Genomic DNA, 17,062 nt, shown 5'->3' with positions numbered 1-17,062 from the left:
CTGCCCCGGCTCAACGGATGAGCCGGGGCAGTACCTTTTCGCCGAACAGATGGAGGCTCCGCCATCCCTCGTCCACGGGCAGGCCGCCGCACAGCGGATGCAGCACCAGCGTGTCCCCGCCCGCCGACTCCGCGAGGGCCAGGCACTCCTCGGGGGTGACGATGCGGTGGACGCCCTCCCGGCGCAGTTCCGCCACGTCGGTGGCGCGGGACCGGACCGCGGACCGGGCGCCCGGGCCCGTCTGCCAGGACGCGTAGGTGCGCGCCTCGTGCAGCAGATGTCCGCCGTACAGCGCCCAGGCGCGGTCCGGGTCCTCGGACAGATGCAGCAGGGAGGTCCCGGCGGACGGCATGGTGCACCACCCCGCGGTGCCGTACTCCCGGCACCGCGCCAGGTAGTACGCCTCCAGCTCCGGCAGATGGGCGCTGGGGAAGAAGGGCAGCCCGAGCCGGGCGGCGCGGCGCGCGGCGGGCCGTGACCCGCCGCCCACCAACAGCGGCGGATGCGGCCGGGTGAACGGGCGCGGCATGACCCGTACGGTGCGGCCCCGGTGGTCGAACGGCTCACCCGTCCAGGCCTTCAGCAGGGTCTCCAGCACCTCGTCCTGGAGCCGTCCGCGCCGCTGCCAGTCCCGGCCGTGCGCGGCGTACTCCTCGGGGCGGTACCCCAGGCCGGCGACCGTCACCAGCCGGCCGCCGCTCGCGAGGTCCAGGACGGCCAGGTCCTCGGCCAGCCGCAGCGGGTCGTACAGCGGCGCGATCAGCGCGGAGACGGTGACGGAGATCCGCCGGGTGGCGCCGAGGACGGCGCCGGCGAAGACCAGGGGCGACGGCAGCCAGCCGTTCCCGGCGCCGTGGTGCTCCTCGGTCTGCACGGTGGACACACCGCGGTCGTCGGCGTAGGCGGCCATCTCCAGCGCGGACCGGTAGCGGTGCGACAGGGACTCCGGCGTGGCGGCCGGGTCGACGAGGTTGAACCGGACGACCGTGACGGGCATGCCTGACCTCCCCTTCGCCGGGGCGCGGGTGGACCGGGGAAACGGTTCACCCGCGGCGGGCGAAGGGGAGGCTAGCTGACGTTCCGTCAGTTGAACAGGTCAGTGCACCTGCTGTGGGGTGCGGTCCGCCGCGGCCCCCTCGGACTCCGCGGCCGGGACGCTCTCCCGGGGCTCCGGCAGCGCCGCGAACGCCGCCGCGGCGATCAGGATGGTCGCCGCCCAGCCCAGGCCGTTGGTGCCGATCCAGGTCGTCGCCAGCGGTCCGCTGTACCAGCCGGCCTTGGTGAAGCAGAGCCCCGCGACCAGCGCGACGCCCCAGGCGAGCATCGCTTGCCAGGCGAACCCGCCCGCGTACCAGTAGCGGCTGGTCCGGCCGGTGTCCAGCAGCCCGTCCGCGTCGTACCGGACCTTCCGCTTCCGTCGACGGGCCATGTCCACCGCGAAGACGCCGATCCAGGCCGAGAAGGAGACGGCCAGCAGGGTCAGGAAGGTGATGAAGGAGCCGAAGAAGCTCTTGGCCACCAGCATCAGCAGCAGCCCGCCGACCAGGCTGATGACGGCGTTGACGCTCACCGCCAGGGACCGCGGCAGCTTCACGCCCATGGTCTGGGCGGTGAAGCCGGCCGAGTACATCGACAGGCTGTTGATCAGCAGCATGCCCACCAGCGCGGTGAGCAGATACGGCACGGCCAGCCAGATCGGCAGCACGTCGCCCAGGAAGGAGACGGGGTCGGTGGCCTTGGCGAGATCCGGCACGCTCACCGCCATGACCGCGCCCATCAGCACCATCGGGACCACCACGAGGCCGGCGCCCGAGGCCGTCGCGGCCACGATCCGCCGCCCGGAGGCGCGGTGCGGAAGATACCGGGCGAAGTCCGGCCCGGACGGCACCCAGCTGATGCCGCCGGCCGCGACGGTGCCGATCCCGGCGATCAGCGTGGCGGTGCTGCCCGCTGGCCGGGAGAAGACGCTGTCCCAGTCGGTGTTGGTGACCAGGTAGCCGAGCACCAGCACGCTGAAGGCGCCGAAGAGATAGGTCGACCAGGTGTTGCACACCTGGAGCACCGAGCGGCCCATCCCGCTGACCAGGAAGGTGCATCCGACGAATGCGAAGAGCGTGACCACGATCAGCGCGGTGTTGCTCTTGATCCCGAAGAGCAGATCCAGCACGGTCAGAATGGCGTATGCCCCGGTCACGGCGTTGATCGTCTCCCAGCCGAACCGGGCGATCCAGATGATCATGCCGGGGAAAAGGTTTCCCCGGACCCCGAAGGTCGCGCGGGACAGTGTCAGGCCGGGCGCGCCGCCCCACTTGCCCGCCACCGACAGTGCCCCCACCAGGCCGTACGAAACGCCTGCCGCGCAGATCCCCACCAGCAGGACCTGCCAGAGGTTGAGGCCGTTGAAGACCACCAGGCCCGCGCCCATCGTCAGCAGCAGCACGCTGATATTCGCGGCGACCCAGGTCGGAAAGAGTTCCCTGACCCGGCCGTGCCGCTCGCTGTCCGGGACCGGCTCGATACCGCGGGTCTCTATCGCGCCTTTCGCGGCACCGGCGGTGCCGTCGGAGGTGTGGGGCATGCGGAAAACTCCGAGGGGGGAGACATGGAAGAACCCACAGGGTGACTGATACTGGGTGCGTTATGGAAATCGTCATCCTTGCTGTAGTCATCGCCCTGGTCGCGATCGGCGCGATCAGCGGTCTCGTGGTCAGCAGCCGCCGGAAGAAGCAGCTGCCGCCCGACGGGCCGTCGAGCACGCCGACCATCACCGCTCCGCCCGCCGAGCCGCACGTCGGCGAGGAAGCCGAGACGCCGCGCGACGAACCGCGCCGCACCATCGAGGAGGTCGGCCTCCCCGAGGCGCAGGCCCCGACGGCGCCCGGTACGGAAGCGCCGTTCGTCACCGAGCCGGTTCCGCCGGTCGAGGTCCCCGAGCCCACGGCCGGCCGCCTCGTAAGGCTGCGCGCCCGGCTCTCCCGATCCCAGACCACCCTGGGCAAGGGGCTGCTGACCCTGCTCTCCCGGGAACATCTGGACGAGGACACCTGGGAGGAGATCGAGGACACCCTGCTCACCGCCGATGTCGGCGTCGCCCCCACGCAGGAGCTCGTCGAGCGGCTGCGGGAGCGCGTGAAGGTCCTCGGCACCCGGACGCCCGAGGAGCTGCGCGGTCTGCTGCGGGAGGAGCTGCTGGAGCTGATCGGCACGGAGGCCGACCGCTCGGTGCGGACCGACGGCGGCGAAGAGGTCCCGGGCGTGGTCATGGTCGTCGGCGTGAACGGCACCGGCAAGACCACCACCACCGGCAAGCTGGCGCGGGTGCTCGTCGCCGACGGCCGCAGCGTGGTGCTGGGCGCGGCCGACACCTTCCGGGCCGCCGCCGCCGATCAGCTCCAGACCTGGGGCGAGCGGGTCGGAGCCCGTACGGTCCGCGGTCCGGAGGGCGGCGACCCGGCGTCGATCGCCTTCGACGCGGTCAAGGAGGGCATCGCCGAGAGCGCGGACGTCGTCCTCATCGACACCGCCGGCCGGCTGCACACCAAGTCCGGGCTGATGGACGAGCTCGGCAAGGTCAAGCGGGTCGTGGAGAAGCACGGTCCGCTGGACGAGGTGCTGCTGGTGCTGGACGCGACGACCGGGCAGAACGGCCTGGTGCAGGCACGGGTCTTCGCCGAGGTCGTGGACATCACCGGCATCGTGCTGACCAAGCTGGACGGCACCGCCAAGGGCGGCATCGTGGTCGCCGTGCAGCGTGAGCTGGGTGTGCCGGTCAAGCTGATCGGACTCGGCGAGGGGCCGGACGACCTGGCGCCGTTCGAGCCCGAGGCCTTCGTCGACGCGCTGATCGGCGACTGACGGACGGACCGGACGGGGTCCGTGGTCAGCCTACTCACGTGAGTGGGCTGACCACGGGCCCCGTCGTGCCGGGTGCCGGAGTTCCGCGCCGCGGGTCCTGCGCCTCGTGCTCCCCGGCGAGCCGTCGGCGGCCCGCGGCAGCAGCCTTGCGCGGCCGCCCGCGTCGCCTCAGGCGTAGAACGCCGAGCGGTGGCAGCAGTACGCCAGCGTGCCCAGTAGGATCCGCGCCTCCGGGGGGCGGCCCGCGGTGTCCAGCGTCGGCGGGCGGAGCCAGCGCACCGGGCCGAGCCCGGCCAGGTCGGACGGCGGAGCGGTGATGTGCCCGCCGGTGCCGATCCCGCGCAGATCCAGCTCCGCGGCGTCGTCCCAGCCCATCCGGTAGAGCAGCGCGGGGAGCTCGGCGGCAGCCCCGGGGGCCACGAAGAACTGCGCGCGCCGGTGCGGTGTGACGGCCACGGGACCGACGGGGAGCCCCATCCGCTCCAGGCGGACCAGAGCGTGCCGGCCGACCGGTTCGGCCACCTCGATGACGTCGAAGGAGCGGCCCACGGGCAGCAGCACCGCGGCGCCCGGCACCTCGCGCCAGGCGGCCAGCACCTCCTCCAGCGTGGCCCCGGCCTTCACCTCGGGGGCGAAGACCAGGGGATGGGCCCCGGGGGCGGGGCAGTCCGCCTCCCCGCAGGAACACACGGCGGGACCGCCGTCACCGGGCCGCTTGGCCCGGGCGCCGGGGGCGACGTCCCACCCCCACAGGCCGGTGTACTCCGCCACCGCCGTGGACTCGGACGCGCGGCTGCGCCGCCGCGAGCCGGACCGCATGTCGAGGATGCCGCCGATCGTGAAGCCCATGCTCCCTCCAACGGGTCGCAGTCGCCGATGGTTACGTCATGGAGTCTCGCCATCACCGTCCGTTGTGATTCCGCTCTTGCCCCATGCGGCGGGCGGCGTGGTGTGGCGCGGCGGGTGGCGTGCGGCGGCGCATGCGCCCTTGCGCACACCGCTCCACCGTTCGCTGATCGTCCGGTGTCAAGTGAAGCGTGAAGAGCCGCAGGGGAGTTCATTCCAAGGGGTGGCGAATGGTGGCGTTTCAGCGAACGGCCTCGCGGGAGCAGTGATCGTAGGATTACTTTCGGTGCACGAACCGCCGGGAGAGCGCCCGCTGTTGGGTGTGCCGGAGCCATGACGGCCTGTCCGGTCATGCGGCCGGAGGGGCACTTCCCGGGGTCGAGGAGCCGCAGCGGGCGGCACCCCGGAGGCGGTCGGGACGGAACGGCTGAGCCGGGATGGGGGCGTATTCGGTGGGCGGCAGTGGCGGTGGCGGCACGAGCGCCGACAAGCGCCCCAACGATCAGCTGGGTTCGTGGTTCGTGCGCAGCGGCTGGTCGAAGGGCGAGCTGGCGCGCCAAGTGAACCGCCGCGCCCGCCAGATGGGCGCCCATCACATCAGCACCGACACCTCGCGGGTGCGCCGCTGGCTCGACGGCGAGCAGCCGCGCGAGCCGATCCCGCGGATTCTCTCGGAGCTGTTCTCGGAGCGGTTCGGCTGTGTCGTGGCGATCGAGGACCTCGGTCTGCGCACCGCGCACCAGTCGCCGTCGGTGTCCGGCGTGGATCTCCCCTGGACGGGTCCGCAGACCGTCGAGCTGCTCAGCGACTTCTCGCGCAGCGACCTCATGCTCGCGCGGCGCGGCTTCCTCGGGACGTCGTTGGCGCTCGCCGCCGGCCCGGCCCTCGTCGAACCGCTGCAGCGGTGGCTGGTCCCCGCCCCGGCCTCCGGCCTGCCGGGCGGGCCCGCGGTGCCCGCGCAGGCCGGCCCCCGGCGGTCGGCCCGGCTGTCCGGGCCGGAGCTGGATCTGCTGGAGTCCACCACGGTGATGTTCCGGCAGTGGGACGCCCAGTGCGGTGGCGGGCTGCGGCGCAAGGCGGTTGTCGGCCAGTTGCACGAGGTCACCGACCTGTTGCAGGAGCCCCATCCGTCGGCGGTGTCGCAGCGGCTGTTCAAGATCGCAGCGGAGCTCGCCGAGCTGGCCGGGTGGATGAGCTACGACATCGGGCTCCAGCCCACCGCCCAGAAGTACTTCGTCCTGGCGCTGCACGCCGCGAAGGAGGCCGGGGACAAGCCGCTCGGCTCGTACATCCTGTCCAACATGGGCCGGCAGATGATCCACCTCGGGCGGCCGGACGACGCCCTGGAGCTGATCCATCTCGCCCAGTACGGCAGCCGGGACTGCTCCACCGCGCGGACCCAGGCGATGCTGTATGCGATGGAGGCCCGGGCGTACGCCAACATGAGCCAGCCCAACAAGTGCCACCGCGCGGTCCGGATGGCCGAGGACGCCTTCGGCGACGCCTCGCCGAAGGACGGCGACCCGGACTGGATCCGCTTCTTCTCGGAGGCCGAGCTCAACGGGGAGAACGCCCACTCCTACCGCGACCTGGCGTACGTGGCGGGCCGCAGCCCGACCTACGCCTCGCTCGCCGAGCCGGTGATGCGCAAGGCCGTGGAGCTCTTCCGCGAGGACCCGGAGCACCTGCGGTCCTACGCGCTGAATCTGATCGGGATGGCTACCGTCCACCTGCTCAAGCAGGAGCCCGAGCACTCCGCCGATCAGGCGGGAAAGGCCCTCGACATCGCCCGGAAGGTCCGCTCGGAGCGGGTGAACACCCGGTTGCGCAAGACCGTGGACAGCGCGGCGCGGGACTTCTCCGGGGTGGCGGAGGTCGTCCGGCTCACCGAGCAGCTCGCCACCCACCTGCCGGACACCCCGGAGGTCGCCCAGGCGGTCTGAGGCGAGACGCTCCAGCCGTACCTTGGGAAAACCCCTGGTCACCGACGTACGCGGCCCATCGACTCCGGCCGCGGCGGCCATCCCGTGAAGCCCGACTCGGCTCCCCTCATGCCAGGTCATCCGGATGGCGGCCGCGGCCGGTCCGCGTGATCGGCGGGAGCGTAACCGGGTGGCGCGGAGCACGCGCGCAGTTCATCCGTGCGTAACATCCCGCCGCTCTTCGTCACTGCGGCGAAACACCGTGCGGCATCGACGGAAACCGGCCTGAGTCAATCTCGTGGCGAAAACCGGCCCACAGCAGTTCCTTGCCCGCACGGGCCGTCGCAACGAGGAGACGTCGACATTGAATGGTGCAGATACCGCATTCGTTTTGATCAGTGCCGCGCTCGTCATGCTGATGACACCGGGACTGGCCTTCTTCTACGGCGGCATGGTGCGGGTGAAGAGTGCCCTCAACATGCTCATGATGTCCTTCATCTCCCTCGGCATCGTCAGCGTGCTGTGGGTGCTGTTCGGCTACACGCTGGCCTTCGGCGATGACACCGGCGTGGGGCTGATCGGCAATCTCGATCACATCGGCCTGAAGGGCATCAGCCCCGAGACGCTGACCGACGGCAAGGAAGGCATTCCGGTCTTCGCCTTCGCGCTGTTCCAGCTGATGTTCGCGATCATCACGCCGGCGCTGATGAGCGGCGCGCTCGCGGACCGGGTGAAATTCAGCGCCTGGGCGCTGTTCATCACCCTCTGGGTCAGCATCGTCTACTTCCCGGTCGCGCACTGGGTGTGGCAGGCCGACGGCTGGCTGTTCAAGCTCGAGGTGATCGACTTCGCCGGCGGCACGGCGGTGCACATCAACGCCGGTATCGGCGCACTCGCCGCCGTGCTCGTCGTCGGCAAGCGCATCGGGTTCAAGAAGGAGCCGATGCGGCCGCACAGCCTCCCGCTGGTGATGCTGGGCGCCGGACTGCTGTGGTTCGGCTGGTTCGGCTTCAACGCCGGCTCGGCCCTCGCCGCCGACGGAACCGCCGCCAACATGGCGCTGAACACGCAGGTCGCGACCGGTGCCGCCATGCTCGGCTGGCTGGTCTACGAGCGGATCCGGCACGGCGCGTTCACCACGCTGGGCGCCGCCTCCGGCGCCGTCGCGGGCCTCGTCGCGATCACCCCGTCCGGTGCCGCGGTGAACGCCTTCGGCGCCATCGCCATCGGTCTGGTCGCCGGTGCGGTCTGCTCCTGGGCGGTCAGCCTCAAGTACAAGCTGGGCTTCGACGACTCCCTCGACGTCGTCGGCGTCCACCTCGTCGGCGGTGTCCTCGGCACCCTGCTGGTGGGCCTGCTGGCCACCGACGGGGTCGGCGGCCTGACCCAGCTCGGCAAGCAGGCGGTCGGAGCCTTCTCGGTGATGGCCTTCTCCTTCGTCGTGTCCTGGCTCCTCGCCAGGTTCGTCGACGCCACCATCGGCTTCCGGGCGAGCGAGGACGACGAGACCTCCGGTGTCGACCAGGCCTTCCACGCCGAGACCGCCTACGACTTCAGCGCGGTCGGGGGCTCGCCGGTGGGCCGTAGTACGGTGCCCGCCCTCGGCAGGGAGAGCGCCCCGGCAACCGAGCAGCACCAGGCGGAGAAGGCCCGGAAGAACAAGAAGGTGGACGCATGAAGCTCATCACCGCGGTCGTGAAGCCGCACCGGCTCGACGAGATCAAGGAGGCGCTGCAGTCGTTCGGCGTCCACGGTCTGACCGTCACCGAGGCCAGTGGTTACGGGCGCCAGCGCGGGCACACGGAGGTGTACCGGGGCGCGGAGTACACCGTCGACCTGGTGCCCAAGATCCGCATCGAGGTGCTGGTCGAGGACGCAGACGCGGAGGAGCTGATCGAGCTCGTCGTGAAGGCGGCCCGCACGGGCAAGATCGGCGACGGCAAGGTGTGGAGCATCCCGGTCGAGTCGGCGGTCCGGGTCCGGACCGGCGAGCGCGGCCCGGACGCGCTCTGAGCGGACGACCCACGACCGACGGCAGGGAGCCCGAGTGACAGCGGAGAGCATCGGAGAACGGATGGAACCGGCCGACTCGGGACCCGGCGGATATGCGGCGGCCCGGCTGCGCCTCCTCCAGGAGGGGGCGCGGTCCGGGCCGCCGCGCCGTACGGGGCTGGCCCGGATCACCGATGAGTGGCTGGCCGCGCTGCTGAACGGGGCGATCGACGCCGACCGGCCGCGGGGCGTGTCGCTGGTGGCTGTCGGCGGCTACGGCCGCGGCGAGCTGTCGCCGCGCAGCGACCTCGACCTGCTGCTCCTGCACGACGGGACCGCGGACGCCGGAGCCGTGGCGGCGCTCGCGGACCGGATCTGGTACCCGGTCTGGGACCTCGGGCTCGCCCTCGACCACTCCGTCCGCACCCCGGCCGAGGCGCGCGGGACCGCGGGCGAGGACCTGAAGGCGCAGCTCGGACTGCTGGACGCGCGGCATGTCGCGGGCGACGCCGGGCTCACCGCCGGGCTGCGCACCGCAGTGCTCGCCGACTGGCGCAACCAGGCGCCGCAGCGGCTGCCCGAGCTGCACGAACTGACCCGGGAACGCGCCCACCGCCAGGGCGAACTGCAGTTCCTGCTGGAGCCGGACCTCAAGGAGGCCCGCGGCGGGCTGCGTGACCTGACCGCCCTGCGGGCCGTCGCCGCGTCCTGGCTGGCCGACGCCCCGCGGGAGGGCCTGGAGGAGGCCCGCCGCCGGCTGCTGGACACCCGGGACGCCCTGCATCTGGCCACCGGACGGGCCACCGACCGGCTGGCCCTCCAGGAACAGGACCAGGTCGCCGCCGATCTCGGCCTGCTGGACGGCGACGCCCTGCTGCGGCAGGTCTACGAGGCCGCGCGCACCGTGTCGTACGCCGGGGACGTGACGTGGCGCGAGGTGGGCCGGGTGCTCCGGTCGCGCGCCGCCAGGCCCCGGTTCCGGGGGCTGCTGGGCGGCCGCGGGGCGCGTACCGGCAGCCACGCGCCCGGGGAGTACGGCGAGCGCACCCCGCTCGCCGAGGGCGTCGTGGAGCAGGACGGCGAGGTGGTGCTCGCCCGCACCGCGCGCCCCGAGCGGGACCCCGTGCTCCCCTTGCGGGCCGCCGCCGCGGCGGCCCAGGCGGGGCTGCCGCTCTCCCGCCACGCCGTACGGCGCCTGGCCGCGGCCGTACGCCCGCTGCCCGAGCCCTGGCCCGCCGAGGCCCGCGAACAGCTCGTCACCCTGCTGGGCGCCGGGGTCTCCACGGTGGCCGTCTGGGAGGCGCTGGAGGCCGAAGGGCTGATCACCCGGCTGCTGCCGGACTGGGAGCGGGTGCGGTGCCGTCCGCAGCGCAACCCCGTCCACCGCTGGACCGTCGACCGGCACCTGGTGGAGACCGCCGTCCGCGCCTCCGGCCTCACCCGCCGCGTCGGCCGCCCCGACCTGCTCCTCATGGCCGCGCTGCTGCACGACATCGGCAAGGGCTGGCCCGGTGACCACTCCGTCGCGGGCGAGGTCATCGCCCGGGACGTGGCCGGACGGCTCGGCTTCGACCGGGCCGACGCGGCGGTGCTCGGCACGCTCGTCCGGCACCACCTGCTGCTGGTGGAGACCGCCACCCGGCGCGACCTGGACGACCCCGAGACCGTCCGGTCCGTGGCCGACGCGGTGGGCAGCGGCAGCACCCTCGAACTGCTGCACGCGCTCACCGAGGCCGACGCCCTGGCCACCGGTCCCGCGGCGTGGAGCGGCTGGCGCGGCTCGCTCGTCGCCGACCTGGTCCAGCGGGCCGCCGCGGTGCTCGCCGGTGAGCCGGTGGAGGACCTGACCGACCCCGGGGAGCCCACCGCGGAGCAGGAGCGGCTCGCGCTGGAGTCCTGGCGCACCGGTGGCCCGGTGCTGGCGCTGCACACCCGGACCGAGCCGCAGCCGCCGGGGGAGGGGCGCACCGCGCCGGACGCGGAGCGGCCGCGGACCGGCACGGACGACCGCGGCCCCGCCCAGGAGCCGGTCGGCGTCGAACTGCTCATCGCCGTCCCCGACCAGCCCGGCGTGCTGCCCGCGGTGGCCGGGGTGCTGGCCATGCACCGGCTCACCGTGCGCGCCGCGGACCTGCGCGCCGTCGATCTGCCGGACGGCGTCGCCGGTCACCGGTCGGCGGGCGCGGCGCCGGGGACCGCGGACGCCGACGGCCGGACCGGCGGCGTGCTGCTGCTCACCTGGCGCGTCGCCGCCGAGTACGGCTCGCTGCCCCAGGCCGCCCGGCTGCGCAGCGATCTGGTCCGGGCCCTGGACGGATCGCTCGACATCCCGGGCCGGCTCGCGGAGCGCGAGGCGGCCTACCCGCGCCGTCGCGGTGTCCCGGCCCCGCCGCCGCGGGTGACCGTCGCCCCGGAGGGCTCCCGCCGCGCCACCGTCATCGAGGTGCGCGCCCAGGACGTCCCCGGGCTGCTGCACCGCATCGGCCGCGCCCTGGACGGGGCCGGTGTCCGGGTGCGCAGCGCCCACGTCAGCACGCTCGGCGCCAACGCCGTGGATGCGTTCTACGTCACGGACGCCGCGGGCTCCCCGCTGGACGGTGCCCAGGCCGGGAAGGTGGCGCGGACCGTCGAGGAGGCGCTGCGCTGACCCGCCGGCGCGGGACCGGCCGGGTGCGGGGCAGACCGTACCCGGGCCGGACGGATACGCTGGGGGGCACTCTTCCCCGCTCCACCGGGGAGGCCCGAGACCGCCCCCGATCCGAGGATTCGCGACCGCCGTGTTCGACACTCTTTCCGACCGCCTCGCAGCGACGTTCAAGAACCTCCGGGGCAAGGGCCGCCTGTCCGAAGCGGACATCGACGCCACGGCGCGCGAGATCCGCATCGCGCTCCTCGAGGCGGATGTCGCGCTGCCGGTCGTCCGGGCCTTCATCAAGCAGGTCAAGGAGCGCGCGCTCGGGGCCGAGGTCTCCCAGGCGCTGAACCCCGCGCAGCAGGTCATCAAGATCGTCAACGAGGAGCTGATCGGCATCCTCGGCGGCGAGACCCGCCGTCTGCGGTTCGCCAAGAACCCGCCGACCGTGATCATGCTCGCCGGTCTCCAGGGCGCCGGTAAGACCACCCTCGCCGGAAAGCTCGGCCAGTGGCTCAAGGGCCAGGGGCACACCCCGCTGCTCGTCGCCTGCGACCTCCAGCGCCCCAACGCCGTCAACCAGCTCGCCGTGGTGGCCGACCGCGCCGGCGTCGCGGTCTACGCCCCGCAGCCGGGCAACGGCGTGGGCGACCCGGTGCAGGTCGCGAAGGACTCGATCGAGTTCGCCCGCGGCAAGCAGCACGACGTGGTCATCGTCGACACCGCCGGCCGTCTCGGCATCGACCAGGAGCTGATGCAGCAGGCCGCGGACATCCGCGACGCGGTCAGCCCGGACGAGGTCCTGTTCGTGGTCGACGCCATGATCGGTCAGGACGCGGTCAACACCGCCGAGGCCTTCCGGGACGGCGTCGGCTTCGACGGCGTGGTCCTCTCCAAGCTCGACGGCGACGCCCGCGGCGGTGCCGCGCTCTCGATCGCGCACGTCACCGGCCGCCAGATCATGTTCGCCTCCAACGGCGAGAAGCTGGACGACTTCGACGCGTTCCACCCGGACCGCATGGCGTCCCGCATCCTGGGCATGGGCGACATGCTCAGCCTGATCGAGAAGGCCGAGCAGACCTTCAGCCAGCAAGAGGCCGAGAAGATGGCCCAGAAGCTGGCGAAGGGCCCCAAGGAGTTCACCCTCGACGACTTCCTGGCCCAGATGGAACAGGTCCGGAAGATGGGCTCCATCTCCAAGCTGCTCGGCATGCTCCCGGGCATGGGGCAGATGAAGGACCAGATCAACAACCTCGACGAGCGGGACGTGGACCGCACCGCCGCGATCATCAAGTCGATGACGCCCGGTGAGCGGCACGACCCGCACATCATCAACGGCTCCCGCCGCGCCCGTATCGCCAAGGGCTCGGGCGTCGACGTCAGCGCGGTGAAGAACCTGGTGGAGCGGTTCTTCGAGGCGCGCAAGATGATGTCGCGGATGGCGCAGGGCGGCGGCATGCCCGGCATGCCGGGGGTCCCGGGCATGGGCGGCGGCCCCGGCCGGCAGAAGAAGCAGCAGAAGCAGGCCAAGGGCAAGCGCAAGAGCGGCAACCCGATGAAGCGCAAGGCCGAGGAGCAGGCGGCTGCCGAGCGCCGGGCGGCATCCGCGGGCAACGCGTTCGGCGCGCCGGGCGCCGACCAGGGCCCGGGCTCCTTCGAACTCCCCAAGGAGTTCCGCGACATGCTGCCGCCGGACGGCAAGTGACGCGTACGCCGCGGGCCTCGTGGCGCCGGTGACACCCCTCCGGGCGGTGCGCCGGCTCCGCGCCCCGGGTCGCGGCGCCCCGCCTCACACCCGGGCGATGAGGTAACGGAAGACGTTCGGCATCCAGACCGTGCCGTCGGCGCGCAGATGCGGGTGCAGCGCCTCCGTCAGCTCCTTCTCGACCTGTTCCGGGTCGGTCGCCGCCACCGCGGCGTCGAGGAGTCCGGTCGACATCAGGCCCCGCAGCGCGCTCTCCATCCCGGCATAGCCGAACGGGCAGGCCACCCGCCCCGATCCGTCGGGGCGCAGGCCCGCGCGGTGCGCGAGGTCCTCCAGGTCGTCACGGCCGCCGGGGCGCCAGCCGCCCGGCGTGCCGTCGCCGTCGGGCGGGCCGTCGGCCGGCCGGGAGGCCACCCGCAGCACCGCCGAGGTGGCGCACCGTTCGGCGGGACCCCAGCCGGCCAGTACCACCGGGCTGCCCCGCTCCGCCGCCGCGCCCGCCGCGGCGAGCAGCGGCACCGGGTCGCCCTCGGCGTACGTCTGCGGGTCGAAGGCCGTCACCAGGGTGAACGCCGGTCCGCCGGGGGCCGCGACGTCCTCCGGCCCGCGGCCCAGCCGGGGCGCGCCCCCTGCTGACCCGTCGTCGTACGGCGGCAGCAGCCGCTCCCGGGCCAGTTCCAGCCGCCGTGGATTTCGCTCCGTGCCGGCCACCTGTGCCCCCCGCGCCGCCGCCATGAGCAGGGCGAGGCCCGAGCCGCACCCCAGCCCCAGCAGCCGGGTGCCGGGACCGGTCTCCAGCCGCTCGTAGACCGCTTCGTAGAGCGGCACCAGCATGCGCTCCTGGATCTCCGCCCAGTCGCGGGCGCGCGCGATGCCGTCCGGACGAGGCGGGGATGCCGGGTCGATGTGGTGCTGCCGTACGAGCGTGGGTGTCATGGATGCGCCCCAATCCGCCGAGAGCCGTTCCGCTGCTGGTTGACCCGCCCCCGTGACCGCGCTGCTCCGCTCCCCCGTATGCCAGGGAACTCCGCATCCCTTCCCGCGTCCAGGGGGCGTGCCGCAATGCTTGCGTGCCCCCTTTGTGCGCCCCCGTCGCCACCTGCGCGCCCGGCCGATTCAGCTTTCAGGGTGGCACCGCCGTACCATCTCCGCCATGGCAAAGGCTCCCGTGCTCACTCCCCGGGCGGACGACTTCCCGCGCTGGTACCAGGACCTGATCAACAAGGCCGAACTGGCCGACAACGGCCCGGTGCGCGGCACCATGGTCATCCGACCGTACGGGTACGGCCTCTGGGAGCGGATGCAGCAGGAGCTCGACGCCCGGATCAAGGAGGCGGGGGCCGCCAACGCGTACTTCCCGCTCTTCATCCCGCAGTCGTACCTGACCCGCGAGGCGGAGCACGTCGAGGGATTCGCCCCGGAGCTGGCGGTGGTCACCCACGGCGGCGGCAAGGAGCTCGACGAGCCGGTCGTGGTCCGGCCCACCTCCGAGACGATCATCAACGAGTACTTCTCGAAGTGGGTGCAGAGCTACCGCGACCTCCCGCTGCTGATCAACCAGTGGGCGAACGTGGTCCGCTGGGAGATGCGCCCGCGCGTCTTCCTCCGCACCACCGAGTTCCTCTGGCAGGAGGGCCACACCGCCCACGCCACCTACGAGGACGCCCGGGACTACGCCGCCCACATCCACCGCAACGTCTACGCGGACTTCATGACCGGTGTCCTCGGGATCGACGTGGTGCTCGGCCGCAAGACGCCCAGGGAGCGCTTCGCCGGAGCCATCAACACCCTCACCCTCGAGGGCATGATGGGCGACGGCAAGGCTCTGCAGATGGGCACCAGCCACGAGCTCGGACAGAACTTCGCCAAGGCGTTCGGCACCCAGTACCTCTCCCGGGACGGCAAGCAGGAACTGGTCTGGCAGACCTCCTGGGGCGCCTCGACGCGGATGGTCGGCGGCCTGATCATGTCCCACGGCGACGACGACGGGCTGCGGGTGCCGCCGCGTCTGGCGCCGGTCCAGGCCGTGGTCCTGGCCATCAAGGGCGACGACGCGGTGATCGCGGCGGTCCGCGAGATCGGTGACCGGCTGAAGGCCGCCGGCATCCGGGTCCAGGTCGACGACCGCACCGACACCCCGTTCGGCCGCCGGGCCGTCGACTGGGAGCTCAAGGGCGTCCCGGTCCGGATCGAGGTCGGGCCCCGTGACCTGGAGAGCGGCACCGCCGTGCTGGCCCGCCGGATCCTGGGCAAGCACAGCCCCGGCGGCAAGGAGCCGGTGCGGATCGACGAGCTGGACACCCTGCTGCCGAAGGTCCTGGAGGAGGACCAGGCGCTGCTGCTCCGGCAGTCCCGCGAGCGCCGCGAGGCCCGGACCTCCGACGTGCGCACCCTCGACGAGGCGGCCGAGGCCGCGACGGCCGGCGGCTGGGCGCGGATCCCGTGGGCCGATCTGGGCCCGGAGGGTGAGGCCCGGCTCGCCGAGCAGGCGGTGACGGTGCGCTGTCTGGTCGCCGAGGACGGGTCGGTGCCCGACTCCGACGACGCCCCCGGTACGCTCGCGATCGTCGCGCGCTCGTACTGAGCGCACGCCGGGTCCGACGGACCCGGGGACACCGCGCGGACCAGGGGCAACGGCCCCGGAACCGCCCCGTCCCCGGGCGTGAGGAGATTCCCTACGCTTCACGGCGTACGGGATGGTACGTACCGGCTTGGTGGGAGCTGCGCAGCTCCTCCATGGATCGGCGCACCCGCCCTCGTCGTGACGCATGAGTGTGAACTGACTGGTACGTGCAAATTATTTGGGATGCCCCGGAATCGGAACACCGGGGCACTCCGGCTCGTTGTCACGACGTGAGCACGACACCACCTGTCCTCGCCGCGGAGCTGGCGCAGGCGTGGGCCGACATTCAACGGCACCACCCCGAGCTGCCAGATCTCGCCGCGCCCGAATCACTGATCGGAGAGTCCTCGTCCGCCTGCGGCGCCGAGCTCTCCTTCGAGCGGCTTCTCCACGAAGCCGTCCATGGTCTCGCCGCGGCCCGCGGGATCCGCGACACGTCGCGGGCCGGCCGCTACCACAACCGGAGATTCCTCGCGATCGCCGAGGAGATGGGGCTGGACCACTCCGAGGAGCCGCACCCCAGCAGCGGCTTCTCGCTGGTCGTTCTCAGTCCCGAGGCGCGCAAGCGCTACCGCCCGACCATCGAGCGGCTGCAGCGTGCCCTCAAGGCGCACACCGCCGCCACGGCGACCGACTCCGCCCGGAGCTTCCGCGGTCCCGCCGCCCGGCACGGCTCCTCCGGGGGCGGGGTGCGGGTCAAGGCCGTGTGCGACTGCGGGCGCAATGTCCGGGTCGTTCCGTCCGTCCTGGCGCAGGCGCCGATCGTCTGCGGCGGGTGCGGCAAGCCGTTCCGGATCCCCGAAGCGGCAGCGGCGGCCTGATCCCGGCGGCGTCGCCGTACGGTCCGCCGGGCTCCCGTCCTGGGCGCCCGGGGGCCGTACGGCGACGCCGCCGTGGTGTGGCAGAATGGACCGCTGAGTACTCGGCAGCCGGTCCGGACCCCTCTCTCCCTCGGCTGACGCGTCCATCGAGCACTCGGATCCCACAACCCCACGTGGCAGCCGTGCGTTCAAACACGTCATAGAGCAGGAGACACCACTCCCGTGGCAGTCAAGATCAAGCTGAAGCGCCTGGGCAAGATCCGGTCGCCGCACTACCGCATCGTCGTCGCCGACTCCCGTACCCGCCGTGACGGCCGGGCCATCGAGGAGATCGGTCTGTACCACCCGGTGCAGAACCCCTCGCGCATCGAGGTCGACTCCGAGCGTGCCCAGTACTGGCTGGGTGTCGGCGCGCAGCCGACCGAGCCGGTGCTCGCCATCCTCAAGGTCACCGGCGACTGGCAGAAGTACAAGGGTCTGCCCGCCCCGCCGCCGATGAAGGTCGCCGAGCCGAAGGCCGACAAGCGCGCCCTCTTCGAGGCCGCTGTGAAGGACTCCGGCGAGGAGCCGAAGGGTGAGGCCATCACCCCCAAGGCGAAGAAGGCCGACAAGAAGTCGGACGAGGCGGCCCCGGCTGCTGAGTCCACCGAGTCGACCGAGGCCTGA

The 17,062-nt window shown here is 72.7% G+C and carries 13 protein-coding genes; 9 read left to right on the top strand and 4 right to left on the bottom strand.

The features are described from left to right. Positions 1-10 precede the first annotated feature (10 nt). The gene (locus ACFYYR_RS12430; RefSeq protein WP_388850624.1) at positions 11-997 is read right to left on the bottom strand and encodes an LLM class flavin-dependent oxidoreductase; all 987 of its coding nucleotides are present in this window, start codon (positions 995-997) and stop codon (positions 11-13) included. A gap of 99 nt (positions 998-1,096) precedes the next feature. Further along, positions 1,097-2,578, bottom strand: a complete 1,482-nt coding sequence (locus ACFYYR_RS12425; RefSeq protein WP_388850621.1) for a purine-cytosine permease family protein — start codon at positions 2,576-2,578, stop codon at positions 1,097-1,099. A 62-nt stretch (positions 2,579-2,640) separates the two neighbouring features. Here ACFYYR_RS12425 and ftsY point away from each other — a divergent pair, with 62 nt between their 5' ends. After that, a complete protein-coding gene (gene ftsY, locus ACFYYR_RS12420; RefSeq protein WP_388850618.1) occupies positions 2,641-3,855 on the top strand; it encodes a signal recognition particle-docking protein FtsY in 1,215 nt (404 codons plus the stop codon). Between the two features lie 168 nt (positions 3,856-4,023). Here ftsY and ACFYYR_RS12415 read toward each other — a convergent pair whose 3' ends face one another. Further along, positions 4,024-4,704, bottom strand: coding sequence for a bifunctional DNA primase/polymerase (locus ACFYYR_RS12415; protein WP_388850616.1), 681 nt, complete (start codon positions 4,702-4,704; stop codon positions 4,024-4,026). Between the two features lie 449 nt (positions 4,705-5,153). Between ACFYYR_RS12415 and ACFYYR_RS12410 the strand changes: the two genes are divergently transcribed. The 5 genes from ACFYYR_RS12410 to ffh all read left to right on the top strand — a co-directional run bounded on the left by ACFYYR_RS12410 (position 5,154) and on the right by ffh (position 12,952). Continuing rightward, positions 5,154-6,644, top strand: coding sequence for a hypothetical protein (locus ACFYYR_RS12410; protein WP_388851360.1), 1,491 nt, complete (start codon positions 5,154-5,156; stop codon positions 6,642-6,644). Positions 6,645-6,987: 343 nt separating this feature from the next. Then, on the top strand, positions 6,988-8,301 hold the full coding sequence (locus ACFYYR_RS12405; protein WP_388850614.1) for an ammonium transporter: 1,314 nt from the start codon (positions 6,988-6,990) through the stop codon (positions 8,299-8,301). Continuing rightward, positions 8,298-8,636: a P-II family nitrogen regulator gene (locus ACFYYR_RS12400; RefSeq protein WP_388850611.1), complete on the top strand. Its 339-nt coding sequence runs from the start codon at positions 8,298-8,300 to the stop codon at positions 8,634-8,636. The genes ACFYYR_RS12405 and ACFYYR_RS12400 overlap by 4 nt, the downstream gene beginning before the upstream one ends. Before the next feature lie 61 nt (positions 8,637-8,697). After that, positions 8,698-11,262, top strand: coding sequence for a [protein-PII] uridylyltransferase (locus ACFYYR_RS12395; protein WP_388851357.1), 2,565 nt, complete (start codon positions 8,698-8,700; stop codon positions 11,260-11,262). Between the two features lie 130 nt (positions 11,263-11,392). After that, a complete protein-coding gene (gene ffh, locus ACFYYR_RS12390) occupies positions 11,393-12,952 on the top strand; it encodes a signal recognition particle protein (protein WP_388850608.1) in 1,560 nt (519 codons plus the stop codon). 84 nt (positions 12,953-13,036) lie between these two features. Here ffh and ACFYYR_RS12385 read toward each other — a convergent pair whose 3' ends face one another. Then, positions 13,037-13,888 (bottom strand): SAM-dependent methyltransferase, encoded by an 852-nt coding sequence (locus tag ACFYYR_RS12385; protein ID WP_388850605.1) that lies wholly within the window; start codon positions 13,886-13,888, stop codon positions 13,037-13,039. Positions 13,889-14,105: 217 nt separating this feature from the next. Here ACFYYR_RS12385 and proS point away from each other — a divergent pair, with 217 nt between their 5' ends. The 3 genes from proS to rpsP all read left to right on the top strand — a co-directional run bounded on the left by proS (position 14,106) and on the right by rpsP (position 17,062). Continuing rightward, complete coding sequence (gene proS, locus ACFYYR_RS12380; protein WP_388850602.1) at positions 14,106-15,536, top strand: proline--tRNA ligase; 1,431 nt, start codon at positions 14,106-14,108, stop codon at positions 15,534-15,536. A 269-nt stretch (positions 15,537-15,805) separates the two neighbouring features. After that, entirely contained in the window at positions 15,806-16,396 is a 591-nt protein-coding gene (locus ACFYYR_RS12375; protein WP_388850599.1) for a hypothetical protein, read from the top strand. A 222-nt stretch (positions 16,397-16,618) separates the two neighbouring features. Beyond that, entirely contained in the window at positions 16,619-17,062 is a 444-nt protein-coding gene (gene rpsP / locus ACFYYR_RS12370) for a 30S ribosomal protein S16 (RefSeq protein ID WP_388850596.1), read from the top strand.

The organism is Streptomyces sp. NPDC001922, assembly GCF_042891165.1.
Lineage (GTDB): Bacteria > Actinomycetota > Actinomycetes > Streptomycetales > Streptomycetaceae > Streptomyces.
This window is presented reverse-complemented; position numbering and strand designations above follow the sequence as displayed.

Coding starts and splice junctions, on each gene's coding strand:
- proS (WP_388850602.1), top strand. CDS start 14,106: ATGGCAAAGGCTCCCGTGCTCACTCCCCGGGCGGACGACTTCCCGCGC.
- ftsY (WP_388850618.1), top strand. CDS start 2,641: ATGGAAATCGTCATCCTTGCTGTAGTCATCGCCCTGGTCGCGATCGGC.
- ACFYYR_RS12415 (WP_388850616.1), bottom strand. CDS start 4,704: ATGGGCTTCACGATCGGCGGCATCCTCGACATGCGGTCCGGCTCGCGG.
- ACFYYR_RS12425 (WP_388850621.1), bottom strand. CDS start 2,578: ATGCCCCACACCTCCGACGGCACCGCCGGTGCCGCGAAAGGCGCGATA.
- ACFYYR_RS12395 (WP_388851357.1), top strand. CDS start 8,698: ATGGAACCGGCCGACTCGGGACCCGGCGGATATGCGGCGGCCCGGCTG.
- ACFYYR_RS12430 (WP_388850624.1), bottom strand. CDS start 997: ATGCCCGTCACGGTCGTCCGGTTCAACCTCGTCGACCCGGCCGCCACG.
- ACFYYR_RS12385 (WP_388850605.1), bottom strand. CDS start 13,888: ATGACACCCACGCTCGTACGGCAGCACCACATCGACCCGGCATCCCCG.
- ACFYYR_RS12400 (WP_388850611.1), top strand. CDS start 8,298: ATGAAGCTCATCACCGCGGTCGTGAAGCCGCACCGGCTCGACGAGATC.